Source organism: Pseudomonas sp. SWRI77, from assembly GCF_014269105.1.
GTDB lineage: Bacteria > Pseudomonadota > Gammaproteobacteria > Pseudomonadales > Pseudomonadaceae > Aquipseudomonas > Aquipseudomonas capeferrum.
The window spans coordinates 90,823-105,567 of the sequence record NZ_JABWRV010000018.1; the positions used below are offsets into that span (position 1 = coordinate 90,823).

Below are 14,745 nucleotides of genomic sequence, written 5' to 3' on the forward strand. Positions count from 1 at the left end.
GCCCCTGATATGTGCGGCACCGCCGAAATCGAGGGGCCGCTGCGCAGCCCGTTCGCGACACAAGGCCGCTCCTACACACACACACACACACAGGCAACGGTTGTGAAATAAGCAGAAATGCGGCCGTGACAAAATTTTCACATTGGTTTAAACAGAATCCGCACCCGCACAATGCTGCGTTGGTATAAGCCAGCGCCATCTCCGCAAACCCGCAATCCTAGGACCTTCCCATTCATGGCTAACACGGATGCCTTGAGACAGGGCGCGCGAGCGTCGTTCGCGCCGACCCTGAAATCCCACCTGGCCTACACGCTGCTCAGCGCCCTGGTCATCATGCTGATGCTCAGCCTCGTGCGCCTGGCGCTGTTGGTCTACAACAGCGACATGATCGGCGATACGCCCTATGCGACCGTCGCCGAAGGCTTCCTCAACGGGTTGCGCTTCGACCTGCGGGTGGTGGTGTACATCAGCATTCCGCTGCTGCTGGCCATTCTCAGCCCCTGGGCCATGGCCCGCCGTGGCGTGTTCCGGCTGTGGCTGACCATCGCCTCGAGCGTGGTGATGTTCCTCGGCCTGATGGAGCTGGACTTCTACCGCGAGTTCCACCAGCGCCTCAACGGGCTGGTGTTCCAGTACATCAAGGAAGACCCCAAGACCGTCATGAGCATGCTCTGGTACGGCTTCCCGGTGGTCCGCTACCTGCTGGCCTGGCTCGTTGGTACCTGGCTGCTGAGCCTGCTGTTCAAGGGCGTCGACCGCATGACCCGTGGCGGCCAGTCGGCCGGCGCTACCCTGCAGCGCCCTGCAGCAAAGTGGTACAACCGCCTGGCGGTGTTCATGGTGATCCTGCTGGTGGCCGTGGTTGCTGCCCGTGGCACCCTGCGCCAGGGCCCGCCGATGCGTTGGGGTGATGCCTTTACCACCGACTCCAACTTCGTCAACCAGCTTGGCCTGAACGGCACCCTGACCCTGATCGACGCAGCCAAAAGCCGCTTCGGCGAAGACCGCGCCAATATCTGGAAGCCTGTGCTGGACCAGCCGCTGGCCACGCAGACCGTGCGCGAGCAACTGCTGACCGCCCACGATACCCTGGTCGACGCCGACGAGGCTGCGATCCGCCGTGACTTCGTACCGCCAGCCGAGCGCACCCTGCCGATCAAGAACGTCGTGGTGATCCTCATGGAGAGCTTCGCCGGCCACTCGGTAGGCGCCCTGGGCAGCCCCAACAACATCACCCCGTACTTTGACAAGCTGGCCAAAGAAGGGTTGTTGTTCGACCGCTTCTTCTCCAACGGCACCCATACCCACCAGGGCATGTTCGCCACCATGGCTTGCTTCCCCAACCTGCCAGGCTTCGAATACCTGATGCAGACCCCGGAAGGCGGCCACAAGCTGTCTGGCCTGCCGGCACTGCTCAGCGCCCGCGACTACGACGATGTGTACGTCTACAACGGTGACTTCGCCTGGGACAACCAGTCCGGTTTCTTCGGCAACCAGGGCATGACCACCTTCATTGGCCGTAACGACTTCGTCAACCCGGTGTTCTCCGACCCGACCTGGGGTGTGTCCGACCAGGACATGTTCGACCGTGGCGCCGAAGAACTGGCCAAGCACGACGGCAAGAAGCCGATCTATGCGCTGCTGCAGACCCTGTCCAACCACACCCCGTACGCGCTGCCCAAGGACCTGCCGGTAGAGCCGGTCACCGGCCAGGGCCGCCTGGACGAGCACCTGACCGCCATGCGTTACTCCGACTGGGCCCTGGGCCAGTTCTTCGAGAAGGCGCGCAAACAGCCGTACTTCAAGGAGACGCTGTTCGTCATCGTCGGTGACCACGGCTTCGGCAACCACCAGCAGGTCACCGAACTGGACCTAGGCCGCTTCAACGTGCCGCTGCTGCTGATTGCCCCGGGCATCCAGGAGAAGTTCGGTGCGGTCGACCACACGGTCGGTACCCAGGTCGACATCGTGCCGACCATCATGGGCCGCCTGGGTGGCCAGACCCGCCATCAGTGCTGGGGCCGCGACCTGCTCAACCTGCCTGAGGGCGACCAGGGCGTTGGCATGATCAAGCCGTCGGGCAGCGAGCAGATCGTTGGCCTGGTGCAGGGTGACCGCATCCTCATCGAGTCCAAGGACATGAGCCCGCGCATGTACCGCTACCAGCTGGGCAGCGAGTTCAAGGCCGAGCTGATCGAAAGCCCGGACCAGCCGGAAATGCTGAAAAAGCTGGAAGCGTACATCCAGACCGCAACCAAGAGCCTGTTGGACAACACCGCAGGTGTCGTGCACGGCACACCGAAGTAACGCTGCAACAGGGGCCGCCGTGCGGCCCCTCGTCGGCCAGTGTGGAAGCGGCCCGAACGCCACCACAGAATCCTGCCAACTGAACAATTGCCCCCGCCCAAGGTCAAGCTATACAGACGTCACACACCCGGCGTTGTTTGATTGAGAGGGCTCGTCCAATGAAAGAGTGGGAAGTCATCTTTGCCGACCAGAAAGGCGAACCGACGTCATTGAAGCTGCGGGCCGAGCAGTGCCCCAGCGAAGAAGACGCGGCCCGTGCTATTCGCTCGCAGCTGTTTCCGGTCATGGATGAGCTGGACCTCAACGACTTCCAGGACCGCGCAGTATCCCCCACGGCACGCTGGCTCAAAGAGCAAACTGGCGTGACCATCACCGATATTCACGAAGCGCCCTGATCCGTGCGTTGACGTGGTGCCTGCCCAGGCACTACGCTGGAGCCAGGTGTCAGCCTTTTCTGCGGGCCGGCACCTTTCAATTCGTGTCTTGCATCAGCTCTATACAACTCGATCTGCCCGGCACCGCCGGCAGGTACGTAGTGCCCGGAAAGTCTATCCATTGCTTTGCAGGAGGACGATTCATGAGCAGCCAGAACGACGATATCAGCAGCAATGTCCTGCGCCAGATGAAAGCTGGCGGTTTCGATTTCACCCGTATCCATCCCATCGAGTTCTACGCAGTATTCCCAGACGAAGCCGGCGCACGTCGTGCAGCCGGGCAATTTCGTGGCGAGTCCCTCAACGCCCAGGTGCGCGAAATGAAAGACGGCGCCTGGCACCTTGAACTGAGCAAGGTCATGTATGCCACTTATGGAGGGATTGGCGACTTCGAAGATACGTTCGAGCAGCTCGTGTCACCCTACGGCGGCGAAGTCGAAGGGTGGGGTGTCAAGCACGAGCGGTTGTGCGCCTGACACTCATGGACCGGGGGCTGCCAAGCAGCCCCAGCATCTCAGGGCTTGCGCCCAGCCATATGCCCCAGATAAGCCAATAGCGCATCCAGCTCCTGGTCGCTCAGCACACCCTCTGTAAACCCCGGCATCTTCGCCTGTGGCCAGCGCCGCAGGCTCTGTGGGTCACGTATCAGCTGGCGCAGAAACGCCGGTTGGAAGTACTCGGTAGGGTTGTGCGGCAGGTTCAGGTCCGGCCCCAGCTGGGCGTCACCTGCACCATTGAGGCGGTGGCAGGCCAGGCAATTTTGCTGAAACAGCGCAAAGCCCTGGCGCACCGGGTGCTCGGCTGGCAGCTTCGGGTCTGGCAATAGCGCGGGGAAACGCTGTTCAACCGAGGCCAGGCGGCGGATGGTGGCGATCTGAAACGGCCACTGTTCCGGGCGTATGCCACTGGCTTGCGGTGCCGTCCATACCAGGTAGAACGGCCCGGCACTCGGTTTGCCTTTGCCTAGCCCTGGCCACGGTTTGGCGGGGTCTTCGATCGCCAGCCAGGCACGTGCCGGCCCTTCCTGCAGCAGCGGGGCTGCGGGCATTTCGGCAGCAAAACCATCCAAGGCCACGGCTTGCAGGTGGTCCCTGGCAGCTACCCCCTGCAGCAGCGCAGACAGGGGGACGGCCCGATAGTGCATGGGGCGCTTATAGGAAACGTCCTGCTCGATGCGGATGTCCTGGGCCAGCGGGTGGCCAAGCAGTTCAGCGCTGCTCCACTGGCGCGAGTGTGCACCCAGCTCCAGGTGCAGCTGCGCCGCCGACAGTGGCAGGCTGAGTAGCAAGGCGAGTAGGGCAAGGCATTGGCGCATGGTTAATCTCCGACCATCAAGGCCGGCAGGTTACCTGTGCGTTGCCTGTTGGCGCCACAGCCGCCGTCAGCCGAACAAACGTGTCAGGTTCGGCAGGATCAGCAGTAAAGTCGTGGCAAAGACAATGAGCCCCGCTTGGCGTATTTTTGATTGTCTGAACATGGCGGACCGCCTTCTTGTTGTTATTCCTGAATACCCGTTGGCTTCCTTGTCGCGTCTCGGGTCGATCACAGTGGCGTCTGTTGTCGCCTGGTCTGCTTGCCTCTTGAACGTGCATATACAACCAACAGTAGGGTGTGTGGCATCCATGTTTGAGAACCCTTTGTTCTAATTGTAAGGTCAGTTAATTTCATTGCGTTATGAGGCCAATTGCCAGCTGGCTGGCATGCTCTCACTAGACCGCTGCGTTGGCGCCAACGATACGCCGGCAAAATATGACCGTTCGTCAGTGCGGCCTACTTGCTTGTACGTGCCTTTCGCGGCAGTCTCTACAGCAGATTCCCACCCATGTCGTTCAGGACTATCCCTATGTCGTTACGCATCTGCATCCTGGAAACCGATGTCCTGCGACCGGAGTTGACGGCGCAGTACCACGGCTATGGCAGGATGTTCGAGCAGTTGTTCTCGCGTCAGTCGATCGCCGCCGAGTTTCGTGTGTACAACGTGATGAACGGCGACTACCCCGCCGACGATGAAGTGTTCGATGCCTATCTGGTGACCGGCAGCAAGGCCGATTCGTTCGGTGCCGATCCGTGGATCCAGCAACTCAAGGCCTACCTGTTGAAGCTTTACGCACGCGGCGAGAAGCTGCTGGGCGTCTGTTTCGGCCATCAACTGCTGGCGCTGACCCTGGGTGGCAAGGCTGAACGGGCGGAGCAGGGCTGGGGGGTGGGTATCCACCGTTACTCACTGGCGGCACATGCGCCGTGGATGGACCCGCAGGTGTCCGAGCTGACCTTGCTGATCAGCCACCAGGACCAGGTGACCGAGTTGCCGGAAGGCGCTACCGTAATTGCCTCCAGCGACTTCTGCCCGAACGCCGCCTACCACATTGGTGACCAGGTGCTGTGCTTCCAGGGGCATCCGGAGTTCGTGCACGACTACTCCAAAGCGTTACTGGATGCGCGCCAGGCGTATCTGGGTGATGAGGTTTACCACAAGGCCGTGGCCAGCCTGGCCACCGAGCATCAGGGCGACCTGGTGGGGGAGTGGATGTTGCGGTTTATTGAGCAGCCGGTGAACAAGGGTAATCTGGCGTGAGGGTTTGGGGTCGCCAAGCGGCCCCGGCAACCTCACAACCAACCCGATTTCTTGAAGCTGGCATACAACCCCGTGCAGCCCAGCCCAATCACCCCCAGCACGCCAAAATACCCGTACTGCCACCCCAGTTCTGGCATGTTCTGAAAGTTCATCCCATAGATCCCGGCAATCGCCGTGGGGAAGGCCAGTATCGCTGCCCAGGCCGCGAACTTGCGCTGCACGATGCTCTGGCGCGACGACTCCAGCAACATGCCGATCTCGATGGTCTGGCTGGCGATATCGCGAATGCCGGCCAAGTCTTCCATCTGTCGCGTAACGTGAATCTGTACGTCGCGAAAGTACGGGCGCATGTTCTTGTCGATGAACGGGAAGCTCAAACGCTGCAGTTCCTCGCTCACCTCCACCATCGGCGCCACGTAGCGGCGTAAGCGCAGAATATCGCGGCGCAGGCTGTGCAGGCGGCGGATGTCATCCTCCTGCAGCGAGCCACCGAGCACGCTCTGCTCCAACTCCTCGATCTCGCCATGAATGGCTTCGCTGACCGGTTGGTAGTTCTCGGTCACAAAATCCAATAGCGCGTACAGCACGAAGTCCTCGCCGTGTTCCAGCAGCAAAGGCCGCGCCTCGCAGCGTTGGCGCACCAGGGCATAGGATTTGGAGTGGCCGTTGCGGCAGGTGATGATGTAGCCATTGCCGGCGAAGATATGGGTTTCGATGAACTCCAGCTTGCCCTCATGACGCACCGGCGAATAAGTGACGATGAACAGCGCGTCGCCAAAAGTTTCAAGCTTGGGCCGGCTGTGTTTTTCCAGGGCATCTTCGATGGCCAGCTCGTGCAGGTTGAACTGGCGCTGCAGGGTGGCCAACTCCTCGGCGTTGGGCTCCTCCAGGCCGATCCAGACGAAGTGGCCAGGCTTGCACGCCCATTCGCTGCCTTCGTCGATGCTGATATTGGTGACTTTTCTGCCGGCGCTGTACACCGCCGATGCCACGACTCGACCCATGGTTGTCCACTTATTCGGTTGAACACGGTTTACAGCTTGGGCTGTAAGGCGCTTGAGGGCAACCTAGTGGCTCGCCAGTTCAGCTTCCATGCGGTCGATGCACTGCTGCATCTGGCTGCGGCACTGCTCGATCAGTGCGGGGATGTCCCGCTGGCTCAAGCCTGCCGTGGCAATCGGTGGCAGCGAGCGCACGATCACCGTTCGCCGCCGCCAGCTGTTCAGGCTCAGGCGCCGGGCATAACGGCTGACGCACACTGGCACGATCGGCACGCCGGCTTCGATGGCCATGTGAAAGGCGCCTTTCTTGAACGCCAGCAGGTGTTCGTCCGGGTTGCGGGTGCCCTCCGGGAAGATCCAGATCGAGGTGTCGTTGTGCAGAACGTGGGTGGTCTTTTGCAGTGCCTTGCGCGCCTGGTAGGGGTTCTTGCGGTCGACCAATACGTTGCCGCCCAGCCAGAACAGCTGGCCGAACAACGGGATCCAGCCCAGGCTCTTCTTGCCGATGGCCACGGTGCGCTTCGGCACCACCTGGCCAATGACGAACAGGTCGAAATTGGACTGGTGGTTGGCGACGATGACGCACCCGGGAGGGTGATCGAACAGCGGGCCGACTTCGGCCTTTAGCCGGATACGCATCAGCCAGGTGGCCGGCACGCTATAGAGCCGGGCAAAGAGCCGGCTGTTGTCGGGGTTGAAGGGGCGGCACAGGCCGATCACCAGGCCTATGCCGCCCACCAGCAGAAAATGCAGGCCTAACAGGAGCATGCGCAACGAATAAAGCATGACGAGACTCACACCAGACAGTCGAATTCCAGTGTACGACTGTACACTGGAAGAGGCAAATGTCGGGGTGGGTCTTTGGCTTAACCCATCGGGTTCTGGTCCAGCTCGATGGCTTTATCCAGGGCATCGAGCAGGCCCTTGCGCACCTTGAGCTTGGTGTTCTTGTGCGCCAGCATGTTCAGCTTCTTCAATTCACGGGCAGCGGCCAGCGCCGCTTCGTGCAGTTGCTCGGCCGGCACCACCTTGTCGAGGAAGCCGGCGTCCAGCGCCCCTTGCGGGTCGAAGATCTCGGCATTGATCACCGAGCGGTGGAAGGCCGAGCGGCGCAGGCGGTCACGGGCCAGCTCGATGCCGGCATGGTGCATGGTCATGCCGATCTGCACTTCGTTCAGGCACACCTTGTACGGCCCTTCGACGCCGATGCGGTAGTCGGCCGACAGCAGCAGGAAGGCACCTTTGGCCACGGCATTGCCAGGGCAGGCGACGATCACCGGGAACGGGTGCGACAACAGGCGGCGGGCGAGGGTGGAGCCGGCGGTGACCAGGCTGATCGCTTCTTTGGGGCCGGCGGTCATGACCTTGAGGTCGTAGCCCCCAGAGAGTATGCCCGGTTGCCCGGTGATGATGACCACTGCACGTTCCTGCTCGGCGCGGTCGAGGGCGGCGTTGAAGGCGATGATGACATCCGGCGAGATGGCGTTGACCTTGCCGTTGCTCAGGGTCAGGGTGGCGATGCCGTCTTCGGCGTGGTAGGTAATCAGCTCGCTCATGGCAGAGTCCTTTGGGTGGCGTGCTTGCGACGTTACCCAGCACTGCCTGCCAGGTAAAGCAGCAAGGCTGACTGGCTGGTCAGCGTTTGCCCGGCATGCCTTGGCGCGCCGGGGCAGGGTGTGTGCAGGCGGTAAAAGCACAGGCGAGAATGGCAGCATTGCCCTGGCGGCCTCGGGTTTTCAGTGAATTTGCATAAACGCATGAAATTTCTGAAAAAAATGCTTGCCAAAGAAAAGCTCTTCCACTAAATTAGCGCGCCTCGACAGGCTGAAAGGCTTGAAGAGAAACGGTGAAGTGTCCGAGTGGTCGAAGGAGCACGCCTGGAAAGTGTGTATACGAGAAATCGTATCAAGGGTTCAAATCCCTTCTTCACCGCCACATTCTACAAAAAGCCCCCGCGCTGAAAAGCGCGGGGGCTTTTTGTTTTCACAGCGCTAATGGCGCTGCTGCGTGGCCCCTTGCCACCCTGTGGGGGCGAGTAACCCCACCCCCACAGGCGGTTGATCAGAAGCTCACGGATGCCGACAAGCGTGCCGTGCGCGGCGCGCCCTGGAACAGGTAGTTGTCCCCCAGGTAATCCCCCACATCGCGCCAGTAGCGTTTGTCGAACACGTTATCCACAGTCAACCGCAGCACCGTGTCATACCCCCCGATGCGCGTGCGGTAACGGCTACCCACATCAAAGACGGTATAACCTCCCACCTCGACATTGCCCGCCTGGCTGGCATATTTGCTGGCGCTGTAGCGCGCACCTCCGAGTAACGCCAGGCCCGGTACCGGCAGGCTGTATTCGGCCTGCAGGGCCGCACGCAGCTTGGGCACGTTGATGGCCTGGTGGCCTTCGTAAGCATCGGTCCCGCTGTTTTTTACCCGCGCGCGGATGGCGGCGGCGCTGGTCTGAACCTGCAGGTTCGAGGTCACCCAACCGCTGGCACCCAGCTCCAGGCCGGTGTTCTTCTGTTGGCCTTGCTGGACGTAGGTGAAGTTACCCTCGCCATCCGGGCGTGCGTATTGGTACGCCTGGCGGATCTGGAACAGCGCGGCAGTGAAGCTTAAGCCCTGCCAGTCACGCTTGATGCCCAGCTCCAGTTGGCGAGACAAGGTCGGGGCGAGGATTTCGGCAGCGTTGCTGGCAAACCAGGGGGCGGTGCCACCGGCCGACAAGCCTTTTGAGTAGCTTGCGTACAGCGTGGTGTCCGGGCTTGGTTTGTAGATGAGCGCAGCGTTAGGAAGCAATTGGTACTGACGGGTATGGCGCCCGGCAACACCGGTTTCGTCCCAGGTTTTTTCGTCCAGGCGCACTTCGCGAGCGCCGATCACGGTCTGCCACTGCTCGTTGAAGCTGATGCGATCATTGACGAACAGACCGTACTGGCGGCTGTCCAGGCGTCGCTCGCTTGAGCCGATCGGCTTGTCGGAGGGGGCGAGGGCTGGCGCGCCGGTGTAGATGTTGCCGGTGCCCAGCCACTCGTTGTAATAGGGCCGTTGATCCACGGTACGGCGTTGGGCGCTGCTACCGACTGTCAGGTCGTGCCCCACGCCCAAGGCATCGAAGCGGCCATTGAGCGTGGCTTGTGCCTCATCGGTGCGGCGCGTGTCATCCGGGCTGCGGTAGTCATAGATGTCGTAGTCGCCATTGCTGGCGAAGAACGCGCCCTCGCTCGAGCCCCACGCAAACGCGCTGTAATCGTCGATCACCACCTTGCTGCGCGACGCGCTCAACGTCCCGGTCCATGCCTCGCTGAAGCGGTATTCGAAGCGCCCGCCCAGGTTCAGCGAATCGTTCTGCACCGGCTTGGCCCACTGTTGGTAGGCCAGGCGATCATCCGGGTCGATACCGTGGGGCACCTGCGTGCCGCCGAGCAACTGGTAACCGGGAACCGAGCGTTGCTCCCGGTGCTGGTACTCGGCGTCCAGCTGCAAGGTAGCATCCGGGTTGATCTGCCAGTCAAAGGCCAGCGAGGCGAAGTCGCGCTTGCCGTCGGCATGGTCGACATAGCTGCGGATGTCCTCATGGGCCAGGTTGGCGCGCAGGCCGAACTGCCGCTCACTGCCGAACCAGCCGCCCAGGTCGGTGGCCAGGTAGCGCTCGCCCTGTTCGTTGGTCGACACCGTCACGCTACGCACGTCTTCGGCGCGCTTGGTCACGTAGTTGATCAGCCCGCCAGGCTCCGAAACGCCACTCTGCAGGCCGGACAAGCCCTTGAGCAGCTCCACTTGCTGCTTGTTTTCCAGGGCCACGTTCTGCTCGCCAGCGAGGGTCTGGCCATTGATCCGGTAGCTGCTGGCGGCATTGAGCGCGAAGCCACGTACGTTGAAGTTTTCGTAATAGCCGATGGGCGCGTAGCTTTCACCCACCGAGGCATCGCTTTGCAGCACTTCGCTGAGCTTGCGCACCTGGCGGTCCTCCAGCAGTTGCTGGCTGAACACGCTGACCGAGGCCGGGGTGTCGAGCAGTGGCGCGGCCTGCAAGCCTGCTACCGACGCTTCGCGTACCTGGTAGCCGTCGTCGCCATAGCGGTCGGAAACCCGCAGTGGCTCCAGCATGACGCTGTCTTCGGCAAGACCATGAGGGCAATGCAAGGCTAGGCCCAGGCTGAGCAAGCTCAGGGGCAGGCGGGGGCGAAGCGGGGGCATGCGGGGCTCCTGAAGGCCGGTACGGGCCGTGAAAAAGGCGGCATCTTAACAGCCGCCTTCACCCTGAAACGATCAGGGCCTCGCGATATTCAGTGGTTGCTGGCCGGGCGCTTGTGCTGGCGCCAACTGTCGTCGATCTTCGACCAGGTCTTGCCATCGGTGACGGCCAACAGTTTGCGCCCATCCTTGAAGGTGGCAAGGAAGGTGGCTTCTTGCTCCTTGCCGCCCAGCCAGAGCCCGGCCAGCAACCCCACCGGGCCGGCCACCAGGGCGCCCGCCACACCCCAGCCGAGGGCAGTGCCCAGGCTGCGGCTGGACTCCAGGCTGGCCAACCTGAGGTCGCTGATGCGCGTGAGGGAGATCCGCTCGCCCGGCGAAGGGCTGCGCGGGGTCTTGAGTGTGAGCGATCCGTTGCGATACTCGCCTTCACCTTGCAAGAAATCGCCGGATTGCACCGTGAGTCTTGTCATTGGGTCTTCCTGTCAGAAGGGCATTGTCCAGCGCCTACTGAGCGCTGCCCGCCCTGGCAAGTCAACGGCCAAGCGACGGAGGGTAGTGCGTTGCAGTGTCGCGGCCCAAGCGCTTGCGCTCGGCCAGCGCCCAGGCCAGCAGCGCCACTGTACCGATCACCAGTCCGGCAACGACGATGCCGATCCAGCCTTGGCGCTGGAACAGTTGCGTGCCCAGCAGCGACCCCAGCGCACCGCCGATGAAGTAACAGGTGATGTAGCCGGCATTGAGCCGCGTGCGTGCCTCAGGCCGCAGCGCGATCACCGCATTCTGGTTGCTGACGTGCACCAGTTGCACTGCCAGGTCGAGCATCAGCACCCCCAGCAGCAGGGCCGGCAGCGAGTATTCGGCAAAGCCCAGCGGCACCCACGACAGCAGCAGTACCACCAACCCCACCGTGGTGCCCAGCGAGCCCTTGCCGCGGTCAGCCAGGCGCCCGGCCCAGTTGGCCGACAGTGCCCCCGCCGCGCCGGCCAGGCCGAACAGGCCGATTACCGCATCCGAGTAAAAGTAAGGCTCTTGTGCCAGCAAAAATGCCAGCGGTGTCCAGAACAGCGCGAACAGGCTGAACGCCAACAGGCCGAGCAACGCCCGCAGGCGCAGCACCGGTTCTTCGAAGAACAGGCGGAATACCGAGCCGATCAGCGCCGGGTATTTCAGCCCGGCAGGGTTGTGATGCTGCGGCAAGCTGCGGTACAGGGCAAAGGCAGTGATGGCCATCAGCACGGCGGCCAGTACGTAGATACTGCGCCAGCCCCCCAGTTCAGCCATGAAGCCGGCCGCCGTGCGGGCCAGCAGGATACCCAGCAACAAGCCGCTCATCAGGGTGCCGATCGCTCGCCCGCGCTGATGCGGCTCACTCAAGGTCGCGGCCATGGGTACCAGGATCTGCGCCACCACCGAGAACAGGCCGGTCAGCGCGGTGCCTAGCAGCAACCACGGCAGGTTCGGCGCGCAGGCGCTGATGACCAGGCCGAGGGTGGCGATGGCGGTCATCACAGTGATCAGGCGGCGCTGTTCGAACAGGTCGCCCAGCGGTGCCAGCAACAGCAGGCCGGCGCCGTAGCTGAGCTGGGCGGCGATGACGATGCTGCCGGCGCTGGCGGTACTCAGCCCGAATTGCTGGGCGATGCTGTGCAGCAACGGCTGGGCATAGTAGTTGCTGGCCACGGCCAGGCCGGTGGCGGTGGCCATCAGCAGAATCAGGGCGCGACTGAGGGTTGGGGTGTTCATGGGGATCTCGAGGGCAGGGGGCTTTATTCTAGGGCCGGTAGGGGTAGGGCAGTTGAGTTTTAGTGCCCTGCACCCCGCCGCCTTCACCACATCAAGCCGCAAAGCCACCATCGGCCGTCAAACTGGCCCCGGTGATATACCCCGCCTCCGGCCCCGCCAGGTAAGCCACAAAACTGGCAATCTCATCCACCTGCCCATAACGCCCGATCGCCATCAGCGGTATCAGGCTTTCGGCAAACTCGCCGCTGGCCGGGTTCATGTCGGTGTCCACCGGGCCGGGCTGCACGTTGTTGACGGTAATGCCCTGCGGGCCAAGGTCGCGGGCCATGCCCCGGGTCAGCCCCACCAGTGCCGACTTGCTCATGGCATAGGGTGCGCCACCGGCAAACGGCATCCGCTCGGCGTTGGTGCTACCGATATTGATGATGCGCCCACCCTGGCCCATGTAGCGCACGGCTGCCTGGCTGGCGACGAACACACTGCGCACGTTCACCGCCAGCATGCGGTCGAAATCGGCCAGGTCGAACTCGGCAATCGGGGCCACGGTCAGCACACCGGCGTTGTTGACCAGGATGTCGAGCCCACCGAAGGCCTTGGCGGTGTCATCCACCGCCAACTGCACGGCTGCCGCGTCGGCGCTGTCGGCCCGCAGGGCCAGGGCCTGGCCGCCATTGCCGATGATTTCCTGGGCCAGCTGTTCGGCCGGGCCGGCCGAGCTCACGTAGGTGAAGGCAACCCGAGCGCCTTCGCGGGCCAGGCGGCGGACGATGGCCGCGCCAATGCCACGGGAACCGCCTTGGACCAGGGCTACTTTACCGTCGAGGGGAAGTTGTTTGGACATGCTGATCTCCTGCTGGGAAGCAAGGCCGAATGCCTTGGATGGGCGCAGTATCGGTGGCTAATTACCTGCTGATAAGATGGCAATCACTATCAGCAGAGTAAACCTTTGGTTGTGAATCATGGCCATGGAGTCTTTCAACGCCCTCGAGTGCTTTATCCGTAGCGCCGAGGTTGGCAGTTTTGCCGAGGCTGCCCGCCGTCTGAGCCTCACGCCTGCCGCAGTCGGCAAGCATGTGGCCCAACTGGAGGCCCGGTTGGGCGTGCGCCTGTTCCAGCGTAGTACCCGCAAGCTGACCCTGACCGAAGCGGGCCAGCGCTTTCTGGGGGAGGTGAGTGACAGCTTTCGCACCATCCAGTATGCCGTGGCCAACCTGGCCAGTGCCGAAGGCCAGCCGGCCGGGTTGCTGCGGGTGAGCATGGGCACGGTGTTCGGGCGGCTCTATGTGTTGCCGCTGCTGGGGGAGTTTTTGCGTCGTTACCCCGCTATTACCCCAGACTGGCATTTCGACAATCGCCAGGTCGATTTGATCGGCCAGGGTTTCGATGCGGCCATTGGGGGTGGTTTCGAGCTGCCACTGGGCGTGGTGGCGCGCAAGTTGACCCCCGCCCATCGGGTGCTGGTGGCGGCGCCTGGCTATCTGGACCAGCGCCCACCCATCGATGGCCCGCAGGCGTTGCAGCGCCATGACGGAATCCTGATTCGCTCACCCCAGACCGGACGGGTGCGCTCCTGGCCGCTGACCAGCCGCTGGCAGGAGCAGCAGCCGTTGCTGCTGCGTCAGGCGATGACCATGAGTGATTCGGATGCGGCTTGTGCGGTTGCGCAGCAGGGTTTGGGCATCGCATTGGTCAGTTTGCCGTTTGCGGTACCTTACCTGCAGGCAGGGCGACTGCAGCGGGTGTTGCCGGACTGGTATGTGGACGATGGGCATATCAGCTTGTATTACGCCGAGCACAAACTCTTGCCGAGGAAGACGCGGGCGTTCATCGATTTTGTCGTGGAGCAGTTTGCGCAGCAGGGGTTGGCGGGGCAATTCGATGCGTTGCAGCGCCTTTAGATGAATGTTGCCTAGCCCGGCCTTTTCGCGGGGCAAGCCCGCGCCCACAGGTACCGCACAAGTCTTGGGTTAAGTGAAGATGATCTTGTGGGAGCGGGCTTGCCCCGCGAAGAGGCCAGCTCAGACGACCTCACTAATGAACAGTACCTGTGCCCCCAGGCTCACCTCATCATCGACCCGCTTGCCCATCAGCTGTTGCCCCAGCGGCGAGCGTGGTGTAATCACCGTCACCAGCTCGTCGCCGTCGCCAATCTTCAACCCCGCCGCCTCGGGCCCGAGAAACAGCCGGCGCTGCTGGCCATCCTCATCCTCAAGGGTCACCAGATTGCTCACTTGTATACCCCGCAGCGGGTCGTAGTCGCGCAGCAGCAGTTGCTGGTAGATCTGCAGCGCCTGGCGGATCTCGGCCGTGCGGCGCGCCTGGCCGGTGGCGAGGTACGAGGCTTCCAGGCCTAGCGTGTCGTACTTGTTCTCGGCGATGTTCTCTTCGGCGGTGGCAGCTTCGTACGCGGTCTGCGCCGCGCGGCTCAGCACGTCCACGTCATGTTCGAGGGTCGCGACGATGCGCGTGAGAAGCAGGGGCTTGTCCATCT

14 protein-coding genes and 1 tRNA gene are annotated in these 14,745 nt (G+C 62.6%); 6 read left to right on the forward strand and 9 right to left on the reverse strand.

Translation table 11 applies throughout. From position 1 onward, the window contains the following. Nucleotides 1-234 precede the first annotated feature (234 nt). The 3 genes from HU766_RS17720 (at nt 235) to HU766_RS17730 (ending at nt 3,217) form a co-directional block, all read left to right on the forward strand. On the forward strand, nt 235-2,307 hold the full coding sequence (locus HU766_RS17720; protein WP_186659364.1) for an LTA synthase family protein: 2,073 nt from the start codon (nt 235-237) through the stop codon (nt 2,305-2,307). 158 nt (nt 2,308-2,465) lie between these two features. Beyond that, nucleotides 2,466-2,702: a hypothetical protein gene (locus HU766_RS17725; protein ID WP_186659366.1), complete on the forward strand. Its 237-nt coding sequence runs from the start codon at nt 2,466-2,468 to the stop codon at nt 2,700-2,702. A gap of 182 nt (nt 2,703-2,884) precedes the next feature. After that, a complete protein-coding gene (locus tag HU766_RS17730) occupies nt 2,885-3,217 on the forward strand; it encodes a ribonuclease E inhibitor RraB (RefSeq protein WP_186659368.1) in 333 nt (110 codons plus the stop codon). A gap of 38 nt (nt 3,218-3,255) precedes the next feature. Here HU766_RS17730 and HU766_RS17735 read toward each other — a convergent pair whose 3' ends face one another. After that, a complete protein-coding gene (locus HU766_RS17735; protein WP_186659370.1) occupies nt 3,256-4,056 on the reverse strand; it encodes a c-type cytochrome in 801 nt (266 codons plus the stop codon). A 528-nt stretch (nt 4,057-4,584) separates the two neighbouring features. Between HU766_RS17735 and HU766_RS17740 the strand changes: the two genes are divergently transcribed. Continuing rightward, a complete protein-coding gene (locus tag HU766_RS17740; protein ID WP_186659372.1) occupies nt 4,585-5,316 on the forward strand; it encodes an amidotransferase in 732 nt (243 codons plus the stop codon). Nucleotides 5,317-5,348: 32 nt separating this feature from the next. Here the strand turns inward: HU766_RS17740 and HU766_RS17745 are convergent, their stop codons facing one another. The 3 genes from HU766_RS17745 to HU766_RS17755 form a co-directional block, all read right to left on the reverse strand. Next, nucleotides 5,349-6,320, reverse strand: a complete 972-nt coding sequence (locus HU766_RS17745; RefSeq protein ID WP_033700634.1) for a magnesium and cobalt transport protein CorA — start codon at nt 6,318-6,320, stop codon at nt 5,349-5,351. Between the two features lie 63 nt (nt 6,321-6,383). Beyond that, nucleotides 6,384-7,103: a lysophospholipid acyltransferase family protein gene (locus tag HU766_RS17750; protein ID WP_033700632.1), complete on the reverse strand. Its 720-nt coding sequence runs from the start codon at nt 7,101-7,103 to the stop codon at nt 6,384-6,386. A gap of 80 nt (nt 7,104-7,183) precedes the next feature. Next, nucleotides 7,184-7,873 (reverse strand): crotonase/enoyl-CoA hydratase family protein, encoded by a 690-nt coding sequence (locus tag HU766_RS17755; protein ID WP_186659374.1) that lies wholly within the window; start codon nt 7,871-7,873, stop codon nt 7,184-7,186. A 289-nt stretch (nt 7,874-8,162) separates the two neighbouring features. On the opposite strand from HU766_RS17755, the gene HU766_RS17760 reads away from it, so the two are divergent. Beyond that, a tRNA-Ser gene (locus tag HU766_RS17760) sits at nt 8,163-8,252 on the forward strand. Nucleotides 8,253-8,378: 126 nt separating this feature from the next. On the opposite strand, the gene HU766_RS17765 is transcribed toward HU766_RS17760, so the two are convergent. The 4 genes from HU766_RS17765 to HU766_RS17780 form a co-directional block, all read right to left on the reverse strand. Next, on the reverse strand, nt 8,379-10,511 hold the full coding sequence (locus HU766_RS17765) for a TonB-dependent siderophore receptor (RefSeq protein WP_186659376.1): 2,133 nt from the start codon (nt 10,509-10,511) through the stop codon (nt 8,379-8,381). A gap of 89 nt (nt 10,512-10,600) precedes the next feature. Then, nucleotides 10,601-10,981, reverse strand: coding sequence for a hypothetical protein (locus HU766_RS17770; RefSeq protein ID WP_033700629.1), 381 nt, complete (start codon nt 10,979-10,981; stop codon nt 10,601-10,603). A 61-nt stretch (nt 10,982-11,042) separates the two neighbouring features. Continuing rightward, nucleotides 11,043-12,254 (reverse strand): MFS transporter, encoded by a 1,212-nt coding sequence (locus HU766_RS17775; RefSeq protein WP_186659378.1) that lies wholly within the window; start codon nt 12,252-12,254, stop codon nt 11,043-11,045. Between the two features lie 91 nt (nt 12,255-12,345). After that, on the reverse strand, nt 12,346-13,095 hold the full coding sequence (locus tag HU766_RS17780; protein ID WP_033700627.1) for a 3-oxoacyl-ACP reductase family protein: 750 nt from the start codon (nt 13,093-13,095) through the stop codon (nt 12,346-12,348). A 118-nt stretch (nt 13,096-13,213) separates the two neighbouring features. Between HU766_RS17780 and HU766_RS17785 the strand changes: the two genes are divergently transcribed. Beyond that, nucleotides 13,214-14,152, forward strand: coding sequence for a LysR family transcriptional regulator (locus HU766_RS17785; protein ID WP_047583830.1), 939 nt, complete (start codon nt 13,214-13,216; stop codon nt 14,150-14,152). 120 nt (nt 14,153-14,272) lie between these two features. On the opposite strand, the gene HU766_RS17790 is transcribed toward HU766_RS17785, so the two are convergent. Beyond that, a complete protein-coding gene (locus HU766_RS17790) occupies nt 14,273-14,743 on the reverse strand; it encodes a GreA/GreB family elongation factor (protein WP_095064146.1) in 471 nt (156 codons plus the stop codon). Nucleotides 14,744-14,745: the final 2 nt, after the last annotated feature.